Source organism: Mesorhizobium ciceri WSM4083 (genome assembly GCF_000519305.1).
GTDB lineage: Bacteria > Pseudomonadota > Alphaproteobacteria > Rhizobiales > Rhizobiaceae > Mesorhizobium > Mesorhizobium ciceri_B.
On record NZ_JAFG01000003.1, the window covers coordinates 894,389 to 911,964 of the forward strand.

Consider the following 17,576-nt stretch of genomic DNA (forward strand, 5'->3'; position numbering starts at 1 on the left):
ATGCCCACAGGTACGAAGATTGATGGCTTTCTAAAAGTTCCGGATATCAAAGGCCCAAGCGTTCGTGACGGCCACGAGGACGAAATCGAAATCCATGGGGTCGATTACAAGATAGTCGCGCCATACGATCCGAATTCGCTCTCGCGCCGCGGCCGTGTGTCCTTGGGAATGATCAAGTTCACCAAGCACTACGACAAGTCCTCGCCCTATCTGAAGAAGGCACTGTTCGAGAACAAGGCGCTGGACGAAGTGGTGTTCTCGGCTCGCCGGACCATCGATGGCGAGACGAATGATTACCTGGTCGTCACCCTCACCGACGCCTCGATCATGGAATACGACCTGTCGCAGGCGGAGGATGAGGAAGACCTGATCGAGGAAGAGGTCAGCTTCGCCTACAAGAAGATCAAGTTCGTCTATGACGGCAATGACGAAATCGAAATGGATGTCTATGTCGGCAAGTGAGGGCCGGCGGCCCGACGCGGACAAGCTGCAGGTTATCGGTGGTTCGCGAGCAAAACGCGAAGCGGTCCAGCCCTCTCTCTGGGACCGCCTCGTAAACGACCTGCCGGGCATGACCTCCGAGATAGACGGGCTGCGCCAGGCCTTGCAGGACGAACTCGGCGCGGACCGGCTGGAGGGTCTGGTTGCGGGCAGCGCGCGGCTCATCGATGCCGATGCGGAGCTGACGGCCGATCAGAAGCGGCGCCTGCACCGCCTGGCCTTTCAGATCCAGCATCGCGTGGAGATGGAAAGCCGCGGCGTGGTCGTGTCGGCCCGCGTGCTCCGGGAGGCGGTGCGGCGCGATATCGAGGCCCTGTTCAACACCGAGCGTTTCGAGGCTGTTCCGCTTCTTTCCGATCTCGAAAGCGAGCAGGCAGCGGACGACCCGCCGTCGCTCGCTGATTTCCCGGAGGTGCGCCGAAGCGTGATCAACTACGGCGTGCCCTCCTTTTCGGGCCGTTCCTCCCGCGATTTTGATCGCGAGGCGCTCGCCCGCGAGATCCGCTCGGTGCTTGCTACCTTCGAGCCACGCCTCAAGGAAAGTACGACGAAGGTCACGGTGACGCTTGGCGACAAGAGCGTGGGTTTGAAGATCGAGATTGACGCGGTGCTGATCATGACGCCAACGCCGGAACGCATGCGCCTGCGCACCACGATCAATCTCGACAACGGCTTGGCGCGGACCGAATTTAGGGAGGCCTGAGATGGATCGGGTCTTCGTAGAATATTACGAGGAGGAACTGACCCATATCCGTGCGCTGGCGGCGGAATTTGCCGACCTGCATCCGGCGGTGGCGCGCAATCTCTCGCTCGACACGGTGCCGTGTCCGGATCCGTATGTCGAGCGGTTGCTTGACGGCGTCGCTTTTCTCGCGGCGCGCACCCGGCTTAAAGTCGATGCCGAGCGCTCGCGGTTTTCACGCAGCGTGCTGGATGTCCTCTATCCCGATCTGGTCACGCCGGCGCCGGCAACGGCTATGGTGGTGCTGAAACCCGGCCAGCAGGTCCAGACGATGGTTGCCGGCCATGTCGTCAAGCGCAACACCCGGCTGGTCTCCGGCCTGCAGCCCGGCCTTTCGACGCGCTGCACCTTCACCACCGCCCAGGACGTCACGCTGTGGCCGATAGCGGTGACTTCGGTAAGCTATTTTCAAGATCGCAGCGCGCTGGCGGCGGCCGGCATAGGGCCGATCGGCGGTGTGGCCGGCGAGGCGGCGCTCCGCATCGTGCTGGCCCGAACCGGAAAAGGCAGGCTCGACGAATTGTCGCTCGACAAGCTTGATCTCTATTTTTCCGGGCGCACCAAGGCACCGTTGATTTTCGACGCGATTTTCGGCGCTTGTTCGGCCGTTGGCGCACGCGCGGAAGGCAAGACCAACCCCGTATCGCCCTTGCCGGAACCCGAAATGATCGGCATCAGCGACGACGAAGCCCTGATGCCTCGGACCCGTCCGACATTCGAGGGGTACCGTCTGCTGCGCGAATATTTCATGATGCCCGAGCGCTTTCACTATGCGCGGGTTTCCGGACTGCAGCCCGTCGTGCGCCGATGCGCCGCCGGGCTCGAGATCATCTTTATGTTCAGGCGTCCAGTGCCCGAGCTTGCCGACTTGACCCCGGCCGATTTCGAACTTTTCGCAACGCCGATCATCAATCTCTTCGAGCGTGAATGCAACGTCATCGAGCTTGATCCGCGCAGGACGCGCCAGGTGCTGCATGCCGACCGAACGCGGGCGCGTGACTTCGAAATCTATCGGGTCATCCGCGTGGAGGACGCCGACACCGGGGGCAGCGAAGCCGAAATTCCGGAGCTCTTCAGCCTGGGTCAGAACCGTGGCAGTGGCTGGGTCTACTCGACCGAGCGGCGTCCTCGTCGCGCGACGGAAGACGAGCGGCGCGACGGGCTGACCCGCACCTCCTACGCAGGGGACGATGTTTTCCTGGCAATTTCACGCCCGGTGGAAAGCCAGGCGAACCGGTCGCTGAAGCGTGTCGACATCGTGGCGCTTTGCACCAACCGCGATCTGCCGATCCTCGATGACAATCCCACTTTGACGCTGGAGGCCGGCGACCCGGTCGAAATGGTGCGGCTTCTCGGCGCGTTGCGTCCGCCCCGCCCGGCCATCCCCGCGGCGCTGCCTTCGGGCGCGGCGGGCGAATCGCGCGCCGACAATCTCGCTTGGCGGCTGGTGGCGCAACTGGCGCTCAATTTTCTCAGCCTTGCCAAGGAAGGCCGCGGCGTCGATCCGCTGCATGCGCTGCTTGATCTTTACGCCGACCGGGGAGATCCGAGCCTTGCCCGCAACGTGCATTCGATCGTTCGCATCGACTCGCGGTCGGTCATCGAACGGCTGCAGATCGACGGCCCGATGTGCTTTGGACGTGGCACGGAAGTAACATTGCATGTCGACCAGTCGGTCCTGGCAGGGCAAAGCACATTGCTGCTTTCGGCCCTGCTGGCACGGCTGTTTGCCCGGCATGCCGGAATAAACGGCTTCGTGCGAACCCGTACGCGGCTGCTGCAGAAGCAGGAGGATGTGCCATGGCCGATGACGCCCGGCAATCGCTACCTGATCTAGACACAGTCGACCCGAACCATGCCGAGGCGCTGTCCGGGACGTTCGACTTCTTCGAACTGTTGCGCCGACTCGAACGGAGGGGCGGGCTGTTCGGCTATTCCGGCTCGCCAGAGCTCGAGCCTGCAAGGCTCGGACAGCATGTGCGTCTTAGCTTTTCGGCCAGGGACGTGGTTGAATTCCACGACGCGAAGGACAAGGCTCCGGCCAGGGTCACCGTCGCAAATCTCGGCCTGATGGGACCCGAAGGTCCGCTGCCGCTGCATCTGACACGCTGGGTGCTCGATCGCCTGTCGCAGCGCTGGTTCACCGGCGCCGATGCCCAGCAAACCAGCGACACGACATTCGTGGACTTCGTCAACATTCTTCAGCACCGCATGATCGCCCTGTATTATCGGGCATGGGCGGATGCGCATCCGGCCGTACAGGTCGAACGCGCGGTCGGCGGGCGCGTTCGCGCCATGCTCGAAGCCATGGCGGGAATAGGACTTCCGGGCACCCAGAACACCGATCTCGATACGGTGAAGCTTCGCCAGGCGGCTTCGCTCGCCAGCCAGGTCGACGGCCCGGAACGGCTGACGCTGTTCCTGGCGGAAGCGTTCAAGGTGCCGGTTCAGATTAAGGAGTTCATCGCCGCCTGGATAATCATCCCAACCGAGCTCCAGACCCGTCTTGCAAAAGCCTATGCAGGGCTTGGCCGAGGAGCGACGATCGGCCCGCGCGTTTTCAACCGCCAAAGCCGAATCGAGCTCCGTGTCGGCCCGCTGGGGTACGAGGACTTCAAGGCGTTCCTGCCCGGTGGCCAGCGGTTCAAACTGTTCAAGCAAGCCGTTCGCGACATGGTCGGGGAATCGCTCGACGTCGATCTGCGCATCGTGCTTGCGCGGGAAGCCGTGCCGCCGCCCCGTCTCGGAGCGGTACAGCTCGGCCGAACTGCCTGGCTTGCGCGGCCTGTTGAAAGGGGCGATGCTGACGATCTGCGGCTGCGCACAATCGTCGGATGGCAGCCGGAAATGGCGGGGGTCGCGGCATGAGCCTGCTGCTGACGCTGGAGCAAGGGCCACGCACCCAGGCCGTACGGCACACCCGGCTGGACGAAGGCGAACTGGTGATCGGCCGCAGCGCGGACGCAGGCTGGCAGATCGACGATCCTGACATGTTCGTTTCGCGAGCTCATTGCAGGATCTCGGGCGGGCGAGATGGATATTTCGTCACCGATACGTCAAGCAGCGGATTGTTCATAAACGATTCTGACAGCCCGCTCGGCGCCGGCAAGTCGACGCGTCTTCAAAGCGGTATGCGGCTAAGACTGGGCGACTACGTCGTCTATGTCGATCTGCAGACGCCAACCGCCCAAGCACCCACAGCCGGCCAGCCGGCTCCGGAACGCCTGCCGCCGGCATCCCGGGCGCCGGTGAGCATCGGCCACGACGACTTCTTTTCCGCCACGGTCGAAGAAGAGCCGCGACGGCCACGTCCGGCGGATTTGCCGGACCCGTTCGAACGGCCGGTTCCAGGCGCGTTTGAGCGTGCCACCTCCGGCCAGCGCAGTTCGCCTGGTTTCGATGACCCGTTCAGCCTCGATCCGGTTTCAACGCCTGTGTCGAAAAATGCCGCCTCTTACCGCGAACCGGGCGGCGCGGCGAACCAGGCGGACCCCTTCGGCCTCGACCCCGTGCCGTCTCCCAGCCGGGGAGCCGAACCCGCTCAGGGAAAGCCGTCCGATTTCAAGGATGATTTTGGTTTCGCATCGGCCGCGGCGCCCGGTTCGGCAAACGGCACCGGCTCGGCCGGACAGCGCGAGCGCATCGCCCAACGACCACAATCCGCCAATCCCTGGGATTTGCCCGCGCAAGCGGCTGACGTCCCGCCTCCGGCGCGGGCAGGTGCTGCTGCCAAACCCGCCCGCCTGCCGGCAGCGCCGCAACTGGCGGACATGGCGCTCCGCTCCGCATTCCTGCATGGCATGGGTGTCGAGAAAGCCGATTTCCCCGAGCGCGACAGCATTGCGGAAATGGAGAAGTTTGGCCGCGAATATCGGTTGATGATGGAAGGCCTGATGCAGCTTCTGCGCAAACGGGCCGAGGAAAAAGGAAACGCTCGCGTCGCCCAGACCATGGTTGGGGCTTCCGAAGTCAATCCGCTCAAGTTTCTGCCGACGGTCGACGACGCCATCGTCACGCTTCTCGCCGAGCGCAGCCCCGGATTTCTCGCCGGCGAAGCGGCAATCGCCGACGCGGTTCGCGATCTCGCGCAACATCACGTGCGCGCCTGGCGCGGCGTACAGGGCGCCTTGCGGCGGATGATTGACCGTTTTGACCCGACAGCGATCGAGGAAGAGCTGAAATCGAATTCCGCGATCGGCACGCTGCTTTCGGGCGGGCGCAGCGCCAAGCTGTGGGAGCTTTACCAGAAACGCCACCGTGAAATCGCCGAGAGCGCGGAAAAAAGCTTTCTGGGCGAAATCGGCGCTGATTTTCGGAATGCATATGAGGAGGAGTGAGACATGATCGATCGACGCGAATTCATTGTCGCCCTGGGCGCAACCGGGCTGCTTACGGCTTGCCAGAGCGGGCCGCCGAAACCATCGGTGATCACCGTCAAACTGACCGGCGGGGCCGGTATGAACCCGGGACCGGGCGGCGGCGACCGGCCGGTGACGGTCCTCGTCATGCGGCTGCGCAGCACCGGCAAATTCAATTCCGCCGACTACTTTGCCTTGCAGGGGGATGCCGGTTCGGCACTCGCAGGCGACCTCATCGGATCCGACCAGATCGCCGTCGGGCCGGGAAAGACCACGTCCAAGACCATCACGGTCGAGCCGGACGCGACGGCGCTGGGCTTTGTTGCACTGATCCGCGAGCCCGGCGGCCGAAACTGGCGGACAACCAAATCAGTGTCGGCGGGGTCACAATTTACGGTCAACGTCTCGCTTGGCAGCGGCGGCATTTCCGCTTAGCGGCCAGGGCAAGGGGAGCTCGATGCAGAGAGTAGCGGCATGAGCGATGCAAACAGAGTGTTGTGGTCCGAAGGTCTGTTTCTCCGGACCCAGCATTTCCAGCAGCAGGATCGCTTTTTCGAGGCGACGGTGCGCGGCGCGTTGCAGGCCGGGCAGTTGCATACGTTCGGCTTTCAGCAACTGACGCTGGATCAGGCATTGCTGGAGGCCGGCCAGATCTCGATCCTGTCCGCACGGGGCATCTTTCCGGACGGGACACCTTTCTCCATTCCAGACATGATGGACGCGCCGCGACCACTGCTGGTCACCCCAGACACGGGCGCCGGGCCGGTGCTGGTGGCCTTGCCTCTGGAGCCTTTGGGAGGTGTCGGCTTCGATCCGGCACACGCAGCTGCCTCGGGAGCACGCTATCACGGGCGGATCGTTTCGGTGCGTGACGCCGTCCAGGGCGGTTCAGACCCTGAAGAAATCGAGATTGCACGTCCGCAGGCGCTGCTGCTTGCACCCGGCAAGTCGATCGGTGGCTACACGGCCTTGCCGATAGCCGACCTTAAGGGGGTTCGGGCCGATGGTGGCGTCTCTGTGGACGAGACCTTCCTGCCGCCGACACTGATTACCGGCGCGGTGGCCTGGTATCGGCAATTGCTTCTGGAAGTTGTCACAGGCCTCGACCAGATCGCCGAGGCGCATGGCAAGATGGTCATGGGCGGGCCTGGGCGCAGCGTCGAAGATCTGCTGATGCTCAATCTCGCCAATGCGGCGCGTCCGCGGCTCGCCCACATGCTGGCGCAGGATGTCTTCCATCCGGCCGAGCTTTACCTGGAACTTGCCGGGCTCGCCGGGTCGATGGCGACCTACGGATCGAGCGCGCGGCGGCTGGGCGAATTACCCGCATACGATCACATGGCGCCAGGCCCCGCCTATTCGGCGCTGGCGGATGCGCTGCGCTCGCTCATCCTCAGCCTGCGTTACATCGAGCCTAAATCGCGTGCGCTGCCTGTCATGCGGCATTCGACCAATGTCTGGAAAATCCGCATCGACAACCCGAAGCTGCTGGTGGCCAGCCGGATCGTTATCCGGGTCGGTTCGGAGCTGTCGGAGGACGCGCTGCGCAAGATCTTCGTCAATCAGGCGACTGTCGGCTCGGCCGATCAGTTCGAGGGCCTGTGGAAATCGCGTTTGCCCGGCATTCCGCTGAAACCGCTCCATTCCCAGCCGCGCGAGATCCCTTACGATGGCGATCGGCTGTGCCTCGAACTGGACCAGAAAAGCGAGCATTGGGCCTCGCTGCTCGATGCTCCCGGCTTTGTCATCGGCGTTTCGGGCGTGTTGCCCAGCGAGCCGCAGGTGGACTGCTATTCGGTGAACAGGTGAGATCATGAGCCGCGATGATCCGTTCGGACTGTCGGATGATCGCGAACGCACCCGCATACGACTGACCGGCGCGCCGATGCCGCGACCGATGGCGCCGCTGTTGCCGGGGGCGGTGGTAAAGCGGTCTCGCACCCACCCGAACGCGCTTGTCAACGCATTCGCACCCTTGCTCGAGTTCGCTCCCGAGTTGGAGAGTGCGCTGCCGCCGGAGAATCCGGAAGCGCTGCGCACCCGGCTGCTCGAAGAACTGGTTCGGGCACGCGACATGGCAATGTCGACGGGATCCTCAATGGAGAGGGCCGACCAGGCAGCTTGGATCGTGGCTGCGTTGCTCGACGATCTGGCTTTGAATACGCCATGGGGCGGGGCCAGCGCCTGGCCGCGGCAGCCGATCGTGGTCATGCTGCGCGGCGACGTCGATGCCGGCACGCAATTCTTCACGCGTCTCGACGAACTGGAACGCCATCCCAACCGTGATCGCGAATTGCTGGAACTGCAATATGACTGCATGGCGCTCGGCTTTCGCGGCAAATATCGCGTGCCTGGGCGGTCAGGCGACCGTTCGCTCAATGCCGTTCGCGTGGCGGCGGCACGCTTCCTGCGCGATGCCGACGCTGAAGGCGCGCCACTGTCGCCAAACTGGAAGGGCGTGATCGCATCCGACGAGCCGCAGCGCTTCATCGTTCCGATCTGGGTCATGGCGCTCGGTGCGGCGGTTGTTGCCACAGCGATCCATATCGGGCTCTCGATGGGACTGAGCAGCCAGGCGGTCGAGCTTTCCGCACTTGTGCGCACCTTGCCGCCGCCTGCACGCGGCGACATCAGCCGTACGTCGCCCAAGGTCGAGGCCCCGCCGCCGGAGAAAGTGGATTTTGCGCTGTTGCCGGAATTTCAGGCCGGTGCACCGGCCGACCTCAGATCCGCCTTCAGCGGCACCGAGAGCGTCTCGCTGGCCAAGCTGATCATCCAGGCCTCCAACCCCGAACTGTTCCAGTCGTCGCGGCCACAACTGACCGAAGGCTTCGAGCCTCTGATCGGTTCGATCGCCAAGGTGATCCTTGCCAATCAAGAGCTGATCGGAAACATCACGGTGATCGGTCATACGGACAGCGTTCCTCTGCAGAAGACCAATCCACTGTCGACCAACCAGCGGCTGTCCGAGGGTCGCGCCCAGACGATCGCCGACATGCTGGTCCAGAACGGAGTGCCACGGGACCGCGTCCATTCCGAGGGCCGCGCCGCCACCGATCCAGTGGCCAGCGACAGCACGCGCCAGGGGCGAGCCTTGAACCGCCGCGTCGAGGTGCTTGTCGAAAAGAGGCTGTGAGATGTTCATCCTGCGCTTCCTCTGGGCAGTTCTGACATCGCGCTGGCTGTGGACGCTGATCGGCATCACGCTGCTTTCCCTGGTCATCTGGGTGTTCGGTCCGATCGTCAGGGTCGGTCCCTACGAACCGTTCGCCTCTGAAAATGTGCGCATCGTCATCATCGCGCTGCTGGTCATCTTCTGGCTGATCTGGCTGATCGTCGCCCAGCGCCAGGCGATCCGCGCCAACCGCATGTTCGTCGCCGAGATTGCCGCGCCCGCGGTGGAAAAGCCGCTGAGCCCCGGCGAAGAGAACGTCGCTGCCGTGGGTGCCAAGTTCGCCGAGGTGATGGCCGAACTGAAGCGCCGCAAGCTGGGCGGCCGCAAGTTTCTGCGCGACATGCCATGGTATGTAATCGTCGGGCCGCCGGCGACCGGCAAGACCACGGCTCTGCGGCAGTCCGGACTGAATTTTCCGATCGATCTCACCGACGACCTGCAAGGGGTCGGCGGCACGCGCAACTGCGACTGGTTCTTTTCCGAGAACGCGGTTCTGATCGACACTGCCGGCCGCTATGTCCAGCAGGAGAGCCAGCCCGACGTCGACGCGGCGGAATGGCTTGGCTTCCTCGATCTTTTGAAAAAGCATCGCGGCCGCCGCGCCCTCAACGGCGTGATCGTCGCGCTGTCGATCGATGTGCTTTCGGAGGGCGACGAAGCCATCAAGGCGCACGGCCGCAAGATCCGCCGCCGGTTGGCCGAGCTCAACGACCGGCTCGAAATCCGCCTTCCGGTCTATCTGATGCTGACCAAGGCCGATCTGATCAAGGGTTTCGAACCTTTCTTCGGCGGCTTGTCCACCGCCTCGCGCGAGCAGGTGTGGGGAACGACCTTCGCGCTGGATGCGCGCGTGGATGCCAAGACCATCGAACGCGAAATTTCGACGCTGGCGACGGAACTGGAGCGGCGGCTGGTGCCGCGCCTGGAGGATGAGGAAAAACTCGCCGCCCGTGCAGAGATCTTCCGGTTTCCTGCCCAACTCGCAAGCCTATCCGAACCGATCCAGGTGCTGGTCGAGGCGATGTTCGGCGAAAGCCGGTATGAAGAGGCTGCATGGCTGCGCGGCCTCTACCTGACGTCGGCAACTCAGGAAGGGGCGCCTATCGACCGACTGACCGCGGCGCTGTCGTCGTCTTTCGGTCTTCCGCCACGGCGGGTCCTGCCCGCACCAAGGGTCGAGAAACGCAGCTTCTTCCTGAAGAACCTGCTCACCGAAGTCATCTTCAAGGAAGCAGGCCTGGGTACGTTCGACCCGCTGGCGCAACGCCGCCGCGCCTGGATCTGGCGGGGCGCGGCGGCTGCCTGTGCCACAGCGGGCTTGCTGGCCAGTGCGGTGTTTGCCTGGTCCTACTACGACAACCGCAGTGCGATCTCGGCCCAGGCAAGCCAGTTCGAAGCGCTGCAGACGCCGTTGACCTCAGCTGCCGCAAACCCGGCATCGGTGCAGCAGCCTGCCATCGACGGCGCGCTCGAGGCAATGGACGCGGTCTCAAATGCCCGGACAGCACCGCCGGCCGCTGTCCAGGATCTGCTAGGGCCATCGGCCTCGGCGGAACTGGTGCGGGCTCAGACCGACACCTACGATCACGCCTTGCGCAACGTGCTTGAGCCGCACATGGTGGCCCTTCTCGAGGCCACCATGTGGCGGCAGATCCGCGATCCGGATTTCATGCTCGGCGCTCTCAAGACCTATCGTATGATGACGGGTCTGTCGCAGATGGATCCCGACTACACCCAGAACTGGTGGGTCAACAGCCTTCCCGAATTCGCGGCCGCAGCACCATTTCCAACCGCCGATGCCGAAGAGCATCAGCTTGCGGCCATCCGCCGGATGACGGTCGACGAAAGCTATATCGAGCCCGACCAGGCGCTGGTTGCCGAAGCGCTGAAAACGGTATGCACGATTTCATTGCCGGCGCGTGCCTACAAGCAATTGCTGGCCGATCCGGTAGTGGCCGGGCTCAAAGAATGGATTCCGGCGAATTTCGCCGGTCCCAACGGCGCCAAGGTTTTTGCGCGTCGCTCCGACAAGACGCTTCGCGTCGGCATTTCGGGAGCATTCACCTATGCAGGCTTCCATGACGCCGTTCTCGACCGGATCGAGGATGTGGCAGCACAAGCGGCGCTGGATCGGGCGGTCTTCGCCGGGGGCTGCTCCGAGAACTCCGAAACGTCCGTGTCGGCGCTGTCCGAGGACATCCTGAAGCTCTACTACGACGACTATATCGCACAGTGGGACAGCTTCCTGCGCGATATGAGGCTGGCGCCGTTGAGCGACCTCAATGTCGCCAGTGAGAATCTGAAGGATCTTTCCAGCGCCGATTCAGCGCTGAAACGCCTGCTCACGGCGGTCGTTCAGGAGACCGAGCTTACCCGCTCCGATGAAGTGCCGGCCGACGACAAGGCGGCGGCCAAGGGCGGCTCGAAACTGCTCGGCAAACTCGGCAAGCTCGGCAAGATAGTCAAAACGGGGGCAAAGCTGCTTCCACGCGCGGGCTCAGCGGACGAGGTGGATCTTACCGGCAACCTGGTGGCCGAACACTTCAAGCCGCTCAAAGGTGCTATTGCCGAGGTCGACGGCCAGCCGCCAGCACTCGACGCCGCGGTGGTGGCTCTGACGGCGCTGTCCAACGTTTTGCAGACGGTCACGGCCAATCCCGATCCCCAGGATGCCATCAAGAAGCAAGGCGGCCTCGCCGAACTGACGGGGGCGGTCGCAAGGCAAGCGCAAATCCTGCCCGACCCGGTCGACGACTGGCTCGGCGGTGTCGCCGGCGACACCAGCGGGTTGACGCAAAAGGCGGTCACCTCGGAGCTCAACGCCATCTGGCGCGCCGACATCCTGCCCTTCTGCCAGGCGGCGCTCAACGACCGCTATCCGTTCAGTCCCGAAAGCGCGGTGGACGTCAATGTCCGCGACTTCGCCCGCCTGTTCGGGCCGGCGGGCCTGATCGACGCGTTCACCAATGACCATTTGATCAGCTATGTCGACACCGCCAGCCAGCCGTGGAAATGGCGTGCCGATTTCGGCCTCGACCCTTCGGCGCTGGCGGCTTTCGAGCAGGCCAGGCGGATACGCGACGATCTCTTTCCCGGCGGTACAGGACCGGTGATGAGCTTCACGCTCGAACCGAAAGACCTGTCTCCAAACGTTACGCGTGTGACGCTCAATCTCGATGGCCAGACCCTCGTCTACTTCAACAACGCGACGCGGCCGCAACCGATGACCTGGCCCGGCAAGGACGGCACCGGGGTCATCTCGCTCGCCTTCCAGCCCATCGATGGTTCGCCCGAAATCATGCTCAACGAGACCGGCAGCTGGGCGTGGCTGAGGATGTTGCGCAGCGGCCGATTCACCGGCACTTCGCTGCCGGATGTCTACAGCCTGCGCCTGGGGACGAAAGGCATGTACGCCGATTTCGAGCTCAAGGCCGCCAGCGTCGAAAATCCCTACAACCTGCAAATGTTCAAGAAATTCTCATGTCCGCCGCAGATATGAAGCTGCCTGGCTTTTACGGCAAAATGCCCGCCACCGGAGATTTCGTGACACGGCGGCTGCCGGGCGACTTTGTTCGCGGCTGGGACCGTTGGCTGGCGCAGCATCTCGTCCCGCTGTTCGGCTCGGAATTTTGGCCGAGCACAACCGCGCTGCGCTTCCTGGCTGGCCCGGCTTGCTTGGGGGCATCGGCGGGCATCATTGTGCAGAGCGCCGACAGGGTCGGCAGGCAATTCCCTTTGAGCGTCGTCGCGCAGCTTGCTGAAGCCCCGGTTCGGCTGGCTAACGCCGAGGCGTGGTTTGCCGAGATCGAAGAAGCGGCCATCGCCGCCCAGCACGGCGAGCTGACGCCGGACGAACTGGATACAGTATTGAGCGGACTGCCGGTGCCTCCTGTCGAGGCCGACGACAAGGTCATCAGCGGTATGGTGATGTGGACCGCCCGTTCGGACATTTTCGACATCGATCCGCAATCGCCGCAAGCGACGCTGGAGCAGATTCTCGCCGCCAGCTGGGAGACCAACTGATGCGGATCTTGAACCAGATAGGGTATCCGCACCAATTCACCATGGGCATGGACAAGGCCGGCCATGAGTGGATTGTCGTGGTCGCCAAAGGCACGTTCGACTTCCCCGCCGAGCCGGGCGGACTGGTGCGAAAATCAGCGGAACAGGTGCCCCTGGTGATGGCCGACACACAGACCGGCGTGGCCGGCTACTCGGCCACGCTCTGGGAGACCGACTTCGCCTTCCGCAAACCACGCTGCGACGTGATCGCCAATGGCTGCGCCTATGCGCCGGGCGGGCGCCCGGCAGAGCGCGTGCCGGTCGGCATCAAGGTTGGTAATTGGTCAAAACTGTTCGAGGTTGTCGGCCACCGCGAATGGCGCTCGATCGGGCCGGTTTTTACCGCCACATCGCCGCAACCCTTCCTGAAACTGCCCATTTCCTACGACGTTGCCTGGGGCGGCGTCGACAGGTTGAACCCGGAGGACAAGCTTCCCGCCAGCTACAAATACAACCCGGTCGGAACCGGCTGGTCCCGAACCAGGAACCAGCGCCTCGTCCCCGGCCTGCGGCTACCGAACACGCAAGCTGTCGACGAAGACATCCGCTCTCCCTTCGGTGATTACAAACCGATGAGCTTTGGCCCGATGGGCCGCGGATGGCCGGGCCGGATCGAGTATGGCGGCACTTACGACGACAATTGGGCCAAGAACATCTTTCCGTTCCTGCCGCCGGATTTCGACGAGCGCTATTTCCAGATGGCGCCGCCTGACCAGCAGATCGACAATCCGCGAGGCGGCGAAGAGGTGGTGCTTGTGAACCTGGCTCCCGAAGGGCGAGTGAGCTTTCGCCTACCGTCGGTAGCATTGCCGATGACGTTGTTCAAAGGCAGGCAAAAGGCCTATGAGGCCGACATATTTCCAGACACCGTTCTGCTCGACCCAGAAAGACGCCGCTTCTCGCTCGTCTGGCGCCTCTCGCAGCGCATTCACAAGACGATCCTCGATTTCTCGGAGTGCTGGGTAGGTCCGCCAACACCGGCCATGCTGAGAGCGAGGCTCAAGGGAAAACAATATGTTCGTGTTGGCCACATCACGCCCGCACGAGAGAATGAAGACGCATGAGTGCGCAACTCGACATCGTGTCGATAGGCATGGTTACGGCTGTCGGCCTCGACGCGCCGTCAGCTTGCGCGGCAATGCGTGCAAGACTCGACGGTTTCCAGCAAACGCGACTTCGGGGCTCCGCCGGCGAGTGGCTAACCGGTGCGCCAATCGCGTTACCGCGCAATTGGATTGGTGACAGGCGCATGGCGCATCTGGCGGCTGGTGCTATTTGCGAAGCGTTCGAAAGCGTGCCGGAAGCACGCGGCCAAACGGCACTGATCTTATGCCTTCCCGAGGAAGAGCGGCCCGGCCGGCCTGTCAGCGACAATTCCGCTTTGCTTAGGAGCGTTGAAGAAATTGTTGAGGTCGAACCGCATGCACGCTCCAGAATAATAGCGCACGGACGACCTGCAGGCGTTGTCGCATTGGAACATGCTCGCCGGTTGCTGGCATCAGGCGAGGTGCCCTTTGTGATGATTGCCGGCGTCGATAGTTATCTGAAAAGCCAGACAGTCACGCACTATATCTCCTGCAATCGTCTCCTTACGCCGCAAAATCCGAACGGGTTCATACCTGGGGAGGCGGCGGCGGCGATCATTTGCACCCAGGGTCGACAGGGCGGTCTTCGGCTATTTGGGCTTGGGCTCTCTCGCGAAAATGCATCGATCTACAACACTAAAGATTTGCCTTTGCGCGGTGACGGCATGACGGCTGCTTATCGCGCGGCATTCGAAGAAACCGGTATCGAAATGAACCGGCTCGGGTACCGGATCGCTGACCTCGTAGGAGAACAGTACTGGTTCAAGCAAAGCGCTCTTGCCAGCCTGCGCTTGCTGCGAGGAAGGCATGAGTTTCAAGACATCTGGTCGCCAGGCGAGTCCCTCGGCAATGTCGGAGCTGCCGTGGTTCCACTCATGCTTGGCATGGCTTTCACCGCGGCACGCAAGGGCTACGCTGCCGGAAATCCGGTTTTGATCGAGGCATCGAACGATGCCGGCGCCTGCGGCGCAGCTATCGTGGCATCGAGGGCCGCGTAATGGGCGGGGTGTTTGCCAACGGCCTGGAAATTTCCGGCAAAGCCGTGAACGCCCAGACCATCGCCGCATTCCCGGATGTTTGCTTTACACCTCCGGAAAACCCCGCAACGCCGCCCGGCGTGCCCATCCCCTACCCTAGTTTCGGATTGGGCAGCGACACAGAGCAAGGGACCGGCACCGTCAAGATCGGCGGCAAGACCGTCAACATCAAGAACAAATCCGACCTGTCCAGAACGTCTGGGACGGAGGCTGGCTGTGCCGCAAAGAAAGGTGTCATCACATCGAAAAATACGGGAAAGGGGTATTTCAACTCATGGTCTAACGATGTGAAGTTTGATGGCGAACCCGTCATACGTATGACAGATCTTGCCACAAACAACCATGCATCGCCGACTGGCAATACGGTTACATGGCCGCACACGGCCGCCATAACTGTCAGTGGGCAGGACTGTGCAACGATTTTAAATAACGTGGGTATATATGTGCATCAACACAAGGATTCCGATTGTGCGCACCCGACGGAATCCGAGCACTGCTTTGAAAATCAGATGTTCCAGAGGAGTCGCGGCGGCGATAACTATTCCGGCTGGGGAAATTACGACGTCAACACCGCGCCCTGCATTTGCATGGAGTCCTACAAGAAAACCAAGACCGGATACCGCAAATCCGGTTCTGGGTCAAAACGCGGCTCGCCGCACAACAAAAAGACAAAGAAAGTCCGCGATTTCCTGAAGAAGAAGCGCAGTCCGACCTTAGGCGATGCGATCAAGGAGGTGCAGCAGGCTGTCGGCGACCATCACGAGAAGCTGCAGAGCTGCACCAAAAAGGAGAAGGACGACGCGCTCGAATGCCTGAAGCTCGTGCTCATCGACTACCTCATCGATTGCGCCAGAGCCCCGAAACCGACCCCCGCCCAGATACTGGCAAAACCGATAAGGAAGAAGTGATGCGTGAGCCCGAAACGATCGCCGACTTTGACCCAGAGGAAATCGATGTCCAGGCCGTGGACGGATATCATCACGGCGGCAATCGCTTCAGCGCCAGTTTCGAACTGAGCGATCCCGATGACGAATTCAGCCGGTCCTATCTCCTGGAAATTGAGCTTGGGGCGACCATTCGTTTCAATGCACGGCTTCAGATCGAGGACGCGATCCGGTCCCATGTCAGTTTTGGGCCGCAAGACCATGTTGCGCTTGAGCTTGGAGGGATCATCCACGACCTTCCGCCTGGTTCGGCATCACGCACGGAACTGCCCGAAGGCGCACTGACGCGCCTGTGGGCCCCATCGCGCGACCGGATCTTTGCGATCGGAGATCTTGGCGTCAGCTATCTGCGTGAGCGGGGCCAATGGGGGCAGTTGGAGACCTTCGACGAAGCCGTGCTCAACGATATCCACGGTCGTGACGGAAGTCCGGTCTATTGCGCCGGCGACCGCGGGCTTCTGCTGAGACTCGACGGACGGCGCTGGAATCGTATCGATGTGGGCGTCGAGGAGAATTTCAATGCCGTCCTGGCCGGACCTCAGGGTGAGGTCTATCTCGGCGGGGCGAACGGGGCAGCCTACGAATTGCGTGACAGCCAGCTGATTGCGTTGAAGGCCGACGAGGTCGACTATTACGATATCTGCGAGTTCCGCGGCAAACGCTACTGGTCGGACATGAGCTACGGCGTTTCGGTGCAGAAGGGACGCGAACTCGTGCCTCTGCTCGAAACGGAACAAGGTTTTACCATGAACGCGACCGAGGAATTTCTTGTTGTTGCAGGCTGGCACGAGTTCTTTCTGTTCGACGGCACTGACTGGTCCGGTTTCGAAATGGGCTATGACGGCAATATCTTCCTTCGAACGGTCGACATCAACAACTACCGATAGGATGGGGGTCATCGGTTCTGTTTCAGGGTCACCGCCAGATACTCTCTGACTTTGGGAAGGTCCAGATCCACAACCTGGATCGGTTTTGGTGCGGCCAGCATCCGCAACACGAAGAGTTCACCCGCTTCCGAGAACTCCTCAAAGCGCTCCTGCGCAATTTTTCGACCCTGATCTCCGGCTACCCGCAAACCGTCCAGATGAGCCTCCAACCTTTCAATCAAGCGGGCAAGACGCACTTCGTCCATCTCCGGATTTTCCTCGGGGTGGAGCAGGTGATGGTCGTAGATCGTCCATAGAAACGCCGCCATTTCGGCATGCTGGCGGACGATCTCGCGCAAGATCGGCGCTGCCATCAGTTCAGGTTCACCGAGCCGCCACGGATACGGTTGGTGGCGCTTGCGTGGCTCGTAACGTATGTGCCGCGGATGATGATATGGCCGTCTTTTTCCAGGATGATCGTGGCCTTGCCACAGCGCAATTCTATTCGTTCTTCACCCACTATCCTTACCTGTTCGCCGTCGCGTTTGACTTGCGCCCGCGGCTTGCGGCTTGGCTCTACAATGCGCCCCACAATCAGTGGTCGACCAACATCTCCGTCTTCAAACAGGAGCGCGACCTCGGAGCCGATCATATCCGAACTCATTTCGGCCAGGCTTCGGGCTCTTACCGCGGTCTCCCTTGTATTGCCCGGGAATACGACGAGCGGTGCTTCGTCATCGAAGCCGAGAAAAACTCCGATTATCACCCCTTCGATCCGCTTCCGAGTCTTGGTCATCCAGCCGCCC

General features: G+C 62.2%; 16 protein-coding genes. 14 read left to right on the forward strand and 2 right to left on the reverse strand.

The genetic code is table 11. The annotated features are described in order from the left end of the window. The 14 genes from MESCI2_RS0104510 to MESCI2_RS0104575 are packed head-to-tail and all read left to right on the forward strand — an operon-like array spanning nt 1 to nt 16,791. The gene (locus tag MESCI2_RS0104510; protein ID WP_027035516.1) at nt 1-462 is read left to right on the forward strand and encodes a type VI secretion system tube protein Hcp; all 462 of its coding nucleotides are present in this window, start codon (nt 1-3) and stop codon (nt 460-462) included. After that, entirely contained in the window at nt 449-1,204 is a 756-nt protein-coding gene (tssE, locus tag MESCI2_RS0104515; protein WP_027035517.1) for a type VI secretion system baseplate subunit TssE, read from the forward strand. The genes MESCI2_RS0104510 and tssE overlap by 14 nt, the downstream gene beginning before the upstream one ends. A gap of 1 nt (nt 1,205) precedes the next feature. Beyond that, nucleotides 1,206-3,080 carry a type VI secretion system baseplate subunit TssF gene (gene tssF, locus MESCI2_RS0104520; protein WP_027035518.1) on the forward strand — a complete coding sequence of 625 codons (1,875 nt, stop codon included), beginning with the start codon at nt 1,206-1,208 and terminating at the stop codon, nt 3,078-3,080. Next, complete coding sequence (gene tssG, locus MESCI2_RS0104525) at nt 3,044-4,111, forward strand: type VI secretion system baseplate subunit TssG (RefSeq protein WP_027035519.1); 1,068 nt, start codon at nt 3,044-3,046, stop codon at nt 4,109-4,111. Before tssF ends, tssG begins: the two co-directional genes overlap by 37 nt. Further along, the gene (gene tagH / locus MESCI2_RS0104530; protein ID WP_027035520.1) at nt 4,108-5,580 is read left to right on the forward strand and encodes a type VI secretion system-associated FHA domain protein TagH; all 1,473 of its coding nucleotides are present in this window, start codon (nt 4,108-4,110) and stop codon (nt 5,578-5,580) included. Before tssG ends, tagH begins: the two co-directional genes overlap by 4 nt. Nucleotides 5,581-5,583: 3 nt before the next feature. Next, complete coding sequence (gene tssJ / locus MESCI2_RS0104535; RefSeq protein WP_027035521.1) at nt 5,584-6,036, forward strand: type VI secretion system lipoprotein TssJ; 453 nt, start codon at nt 5,584-5,586, stop codon at nt 6,034-6,036. A gap of 39 nt (nt 6,037-6,075) precedes the next feature. Continuing rightward, entirely contained in the window at nt 6,076-7,410 is a 1,335-nt protein-coding gene (gene tssK / locus MESCI2_RS0104540) for a type VI secretion system baseplate subunit TssK (RefSeq protein WP_027035522.1), read from the forward strand. A 4-nt stretch (nt 7,411-7,414) separates the two neighbouring features. Next, a complete protein-coding gene (gene icmH, locus MESCI2_RS0104545; RefSeq protein ID WP_027035523.1) occupies nt 7,415-8,737 on the forward strand; it encodes a type IVB secretion system protein IcmH/DotU in 1,323 nt (440 codons plus the stop codon). Nucleotide 8,738: 1 nt separating this feature from the next. After that, on the forward strand, nt 8,739-12,275 hold the full coding sequence (tssM, locus tag MESCI2_RS0104550; protein WP_027035524.1) for a type VI secretion system membrane subunit TssM: 3,537 nt from the start codon (nt 8,739-8,741) through the stop codon (nt 12,273-12,275). Then, the gene (gene tagF / locus MESCI2_RS0104555) at nt 12,257-12,799 is read left to right on the forward strand and encodes a type VI secretion system-associated protein TagF (RefSeq protein WP_027035525.1); all 543 of its coding nucleotides are present in this window, start codon (nt 12,257-12,259) and stop codon (nt 12,797-12,799) included. The genes tssM and tagF overlap by 19 nt, the downstream gene beginning before the upstream one ends. After that, nucleotides 12,799-13,902, forward strand: a complete 1,104-nt coding sequence (locus tag MESCI2_RS0104560) for a DUF2169 family type VI secretion system accessory protein (protein WP_027035526.1) — start codon at nt 12,799-12,801, stop codon at nt 13,900-13,902. Before tagF ends, MESCI2_RS0104560 begins: the two co-directional genes overlap by 1 nt. Continuing rightward, nucleotides 13,899-14,921: a 3-oxoacyl-ACP synthase gene (locus MESCI2_RS0104565; protein WP_027035527.1), complete on the forward strand. Its 1,023-nt coding sequence runs from the start codon at nt 13,899-13,901 to the stop codon at nt 14,919-14,921. The genes MESCI2_RS0104560 and MESCI2_RS0104565 overlap by 4 nt, the downstream gene beginning before the upstream one ends. After that, entirely contained in the window at nt 14,921-15,868 is a 948-nt protein-coding gene (locus tag MESCI2_RS0104570; RefSeq protein WP_027035528.1) for a DUF4150 domain-containing protein, read from the forward strand. The genes MESCI2_RS0104565 and MESCI2_RS0104570 overlap by 1 nt, the downstream gene beginning before the upstream one ends. Continuing rightward, a complete protein-coding gene (locus MESCI2_RS0104575) occupies nt 15,769-16,791 on the forward strand; it encodes a hypothetical protein (protein WP_155936575.1) in 1,023 nt (340 codons plus the stop codon). Before MESCI2_RS0104570 ends, MESCI2_RS0104575 begins: the two co-directional genes overlap by 100 nt. Nucleotides 16,792-16,799: 8 nt before the next feature. On the opposite strand, the gene MESCI2_RS0104580 is transcribed toward MESCI2_RS0104575, so the two are convergent. Together MESCI2_RS0104580 and MESCI2_RS0104585 are read right to left on the reverse strand one after the other, a co-directional pair. Beyond that, complete coding sequence (locus MESCI2_RS0104580) at nt 16,800-17,147, reverse strand: hypothetical protein (protein ID WP_027035530.1); 348 nt, start codon at nt 17,145-17,147, stop codon at nt 16,800-16,802. Then, complete coding sequence (locus MESCI2_RS0104585) at nt 17,144-17,566, reverse strand: DUF6484 domain-containing protein (protein ID WP_027035531.1); 423 nt, start codon at nt 17,564-17,566, stop codon at nt 17,144-17,146. Before MESCI2_RS0104585 ends, MESCI2_RS0104580 begins: the two co-directional genes overlap by 4 nt. Nucleotides 17,567-17,576: the final 10 nt, after the last annotated feature.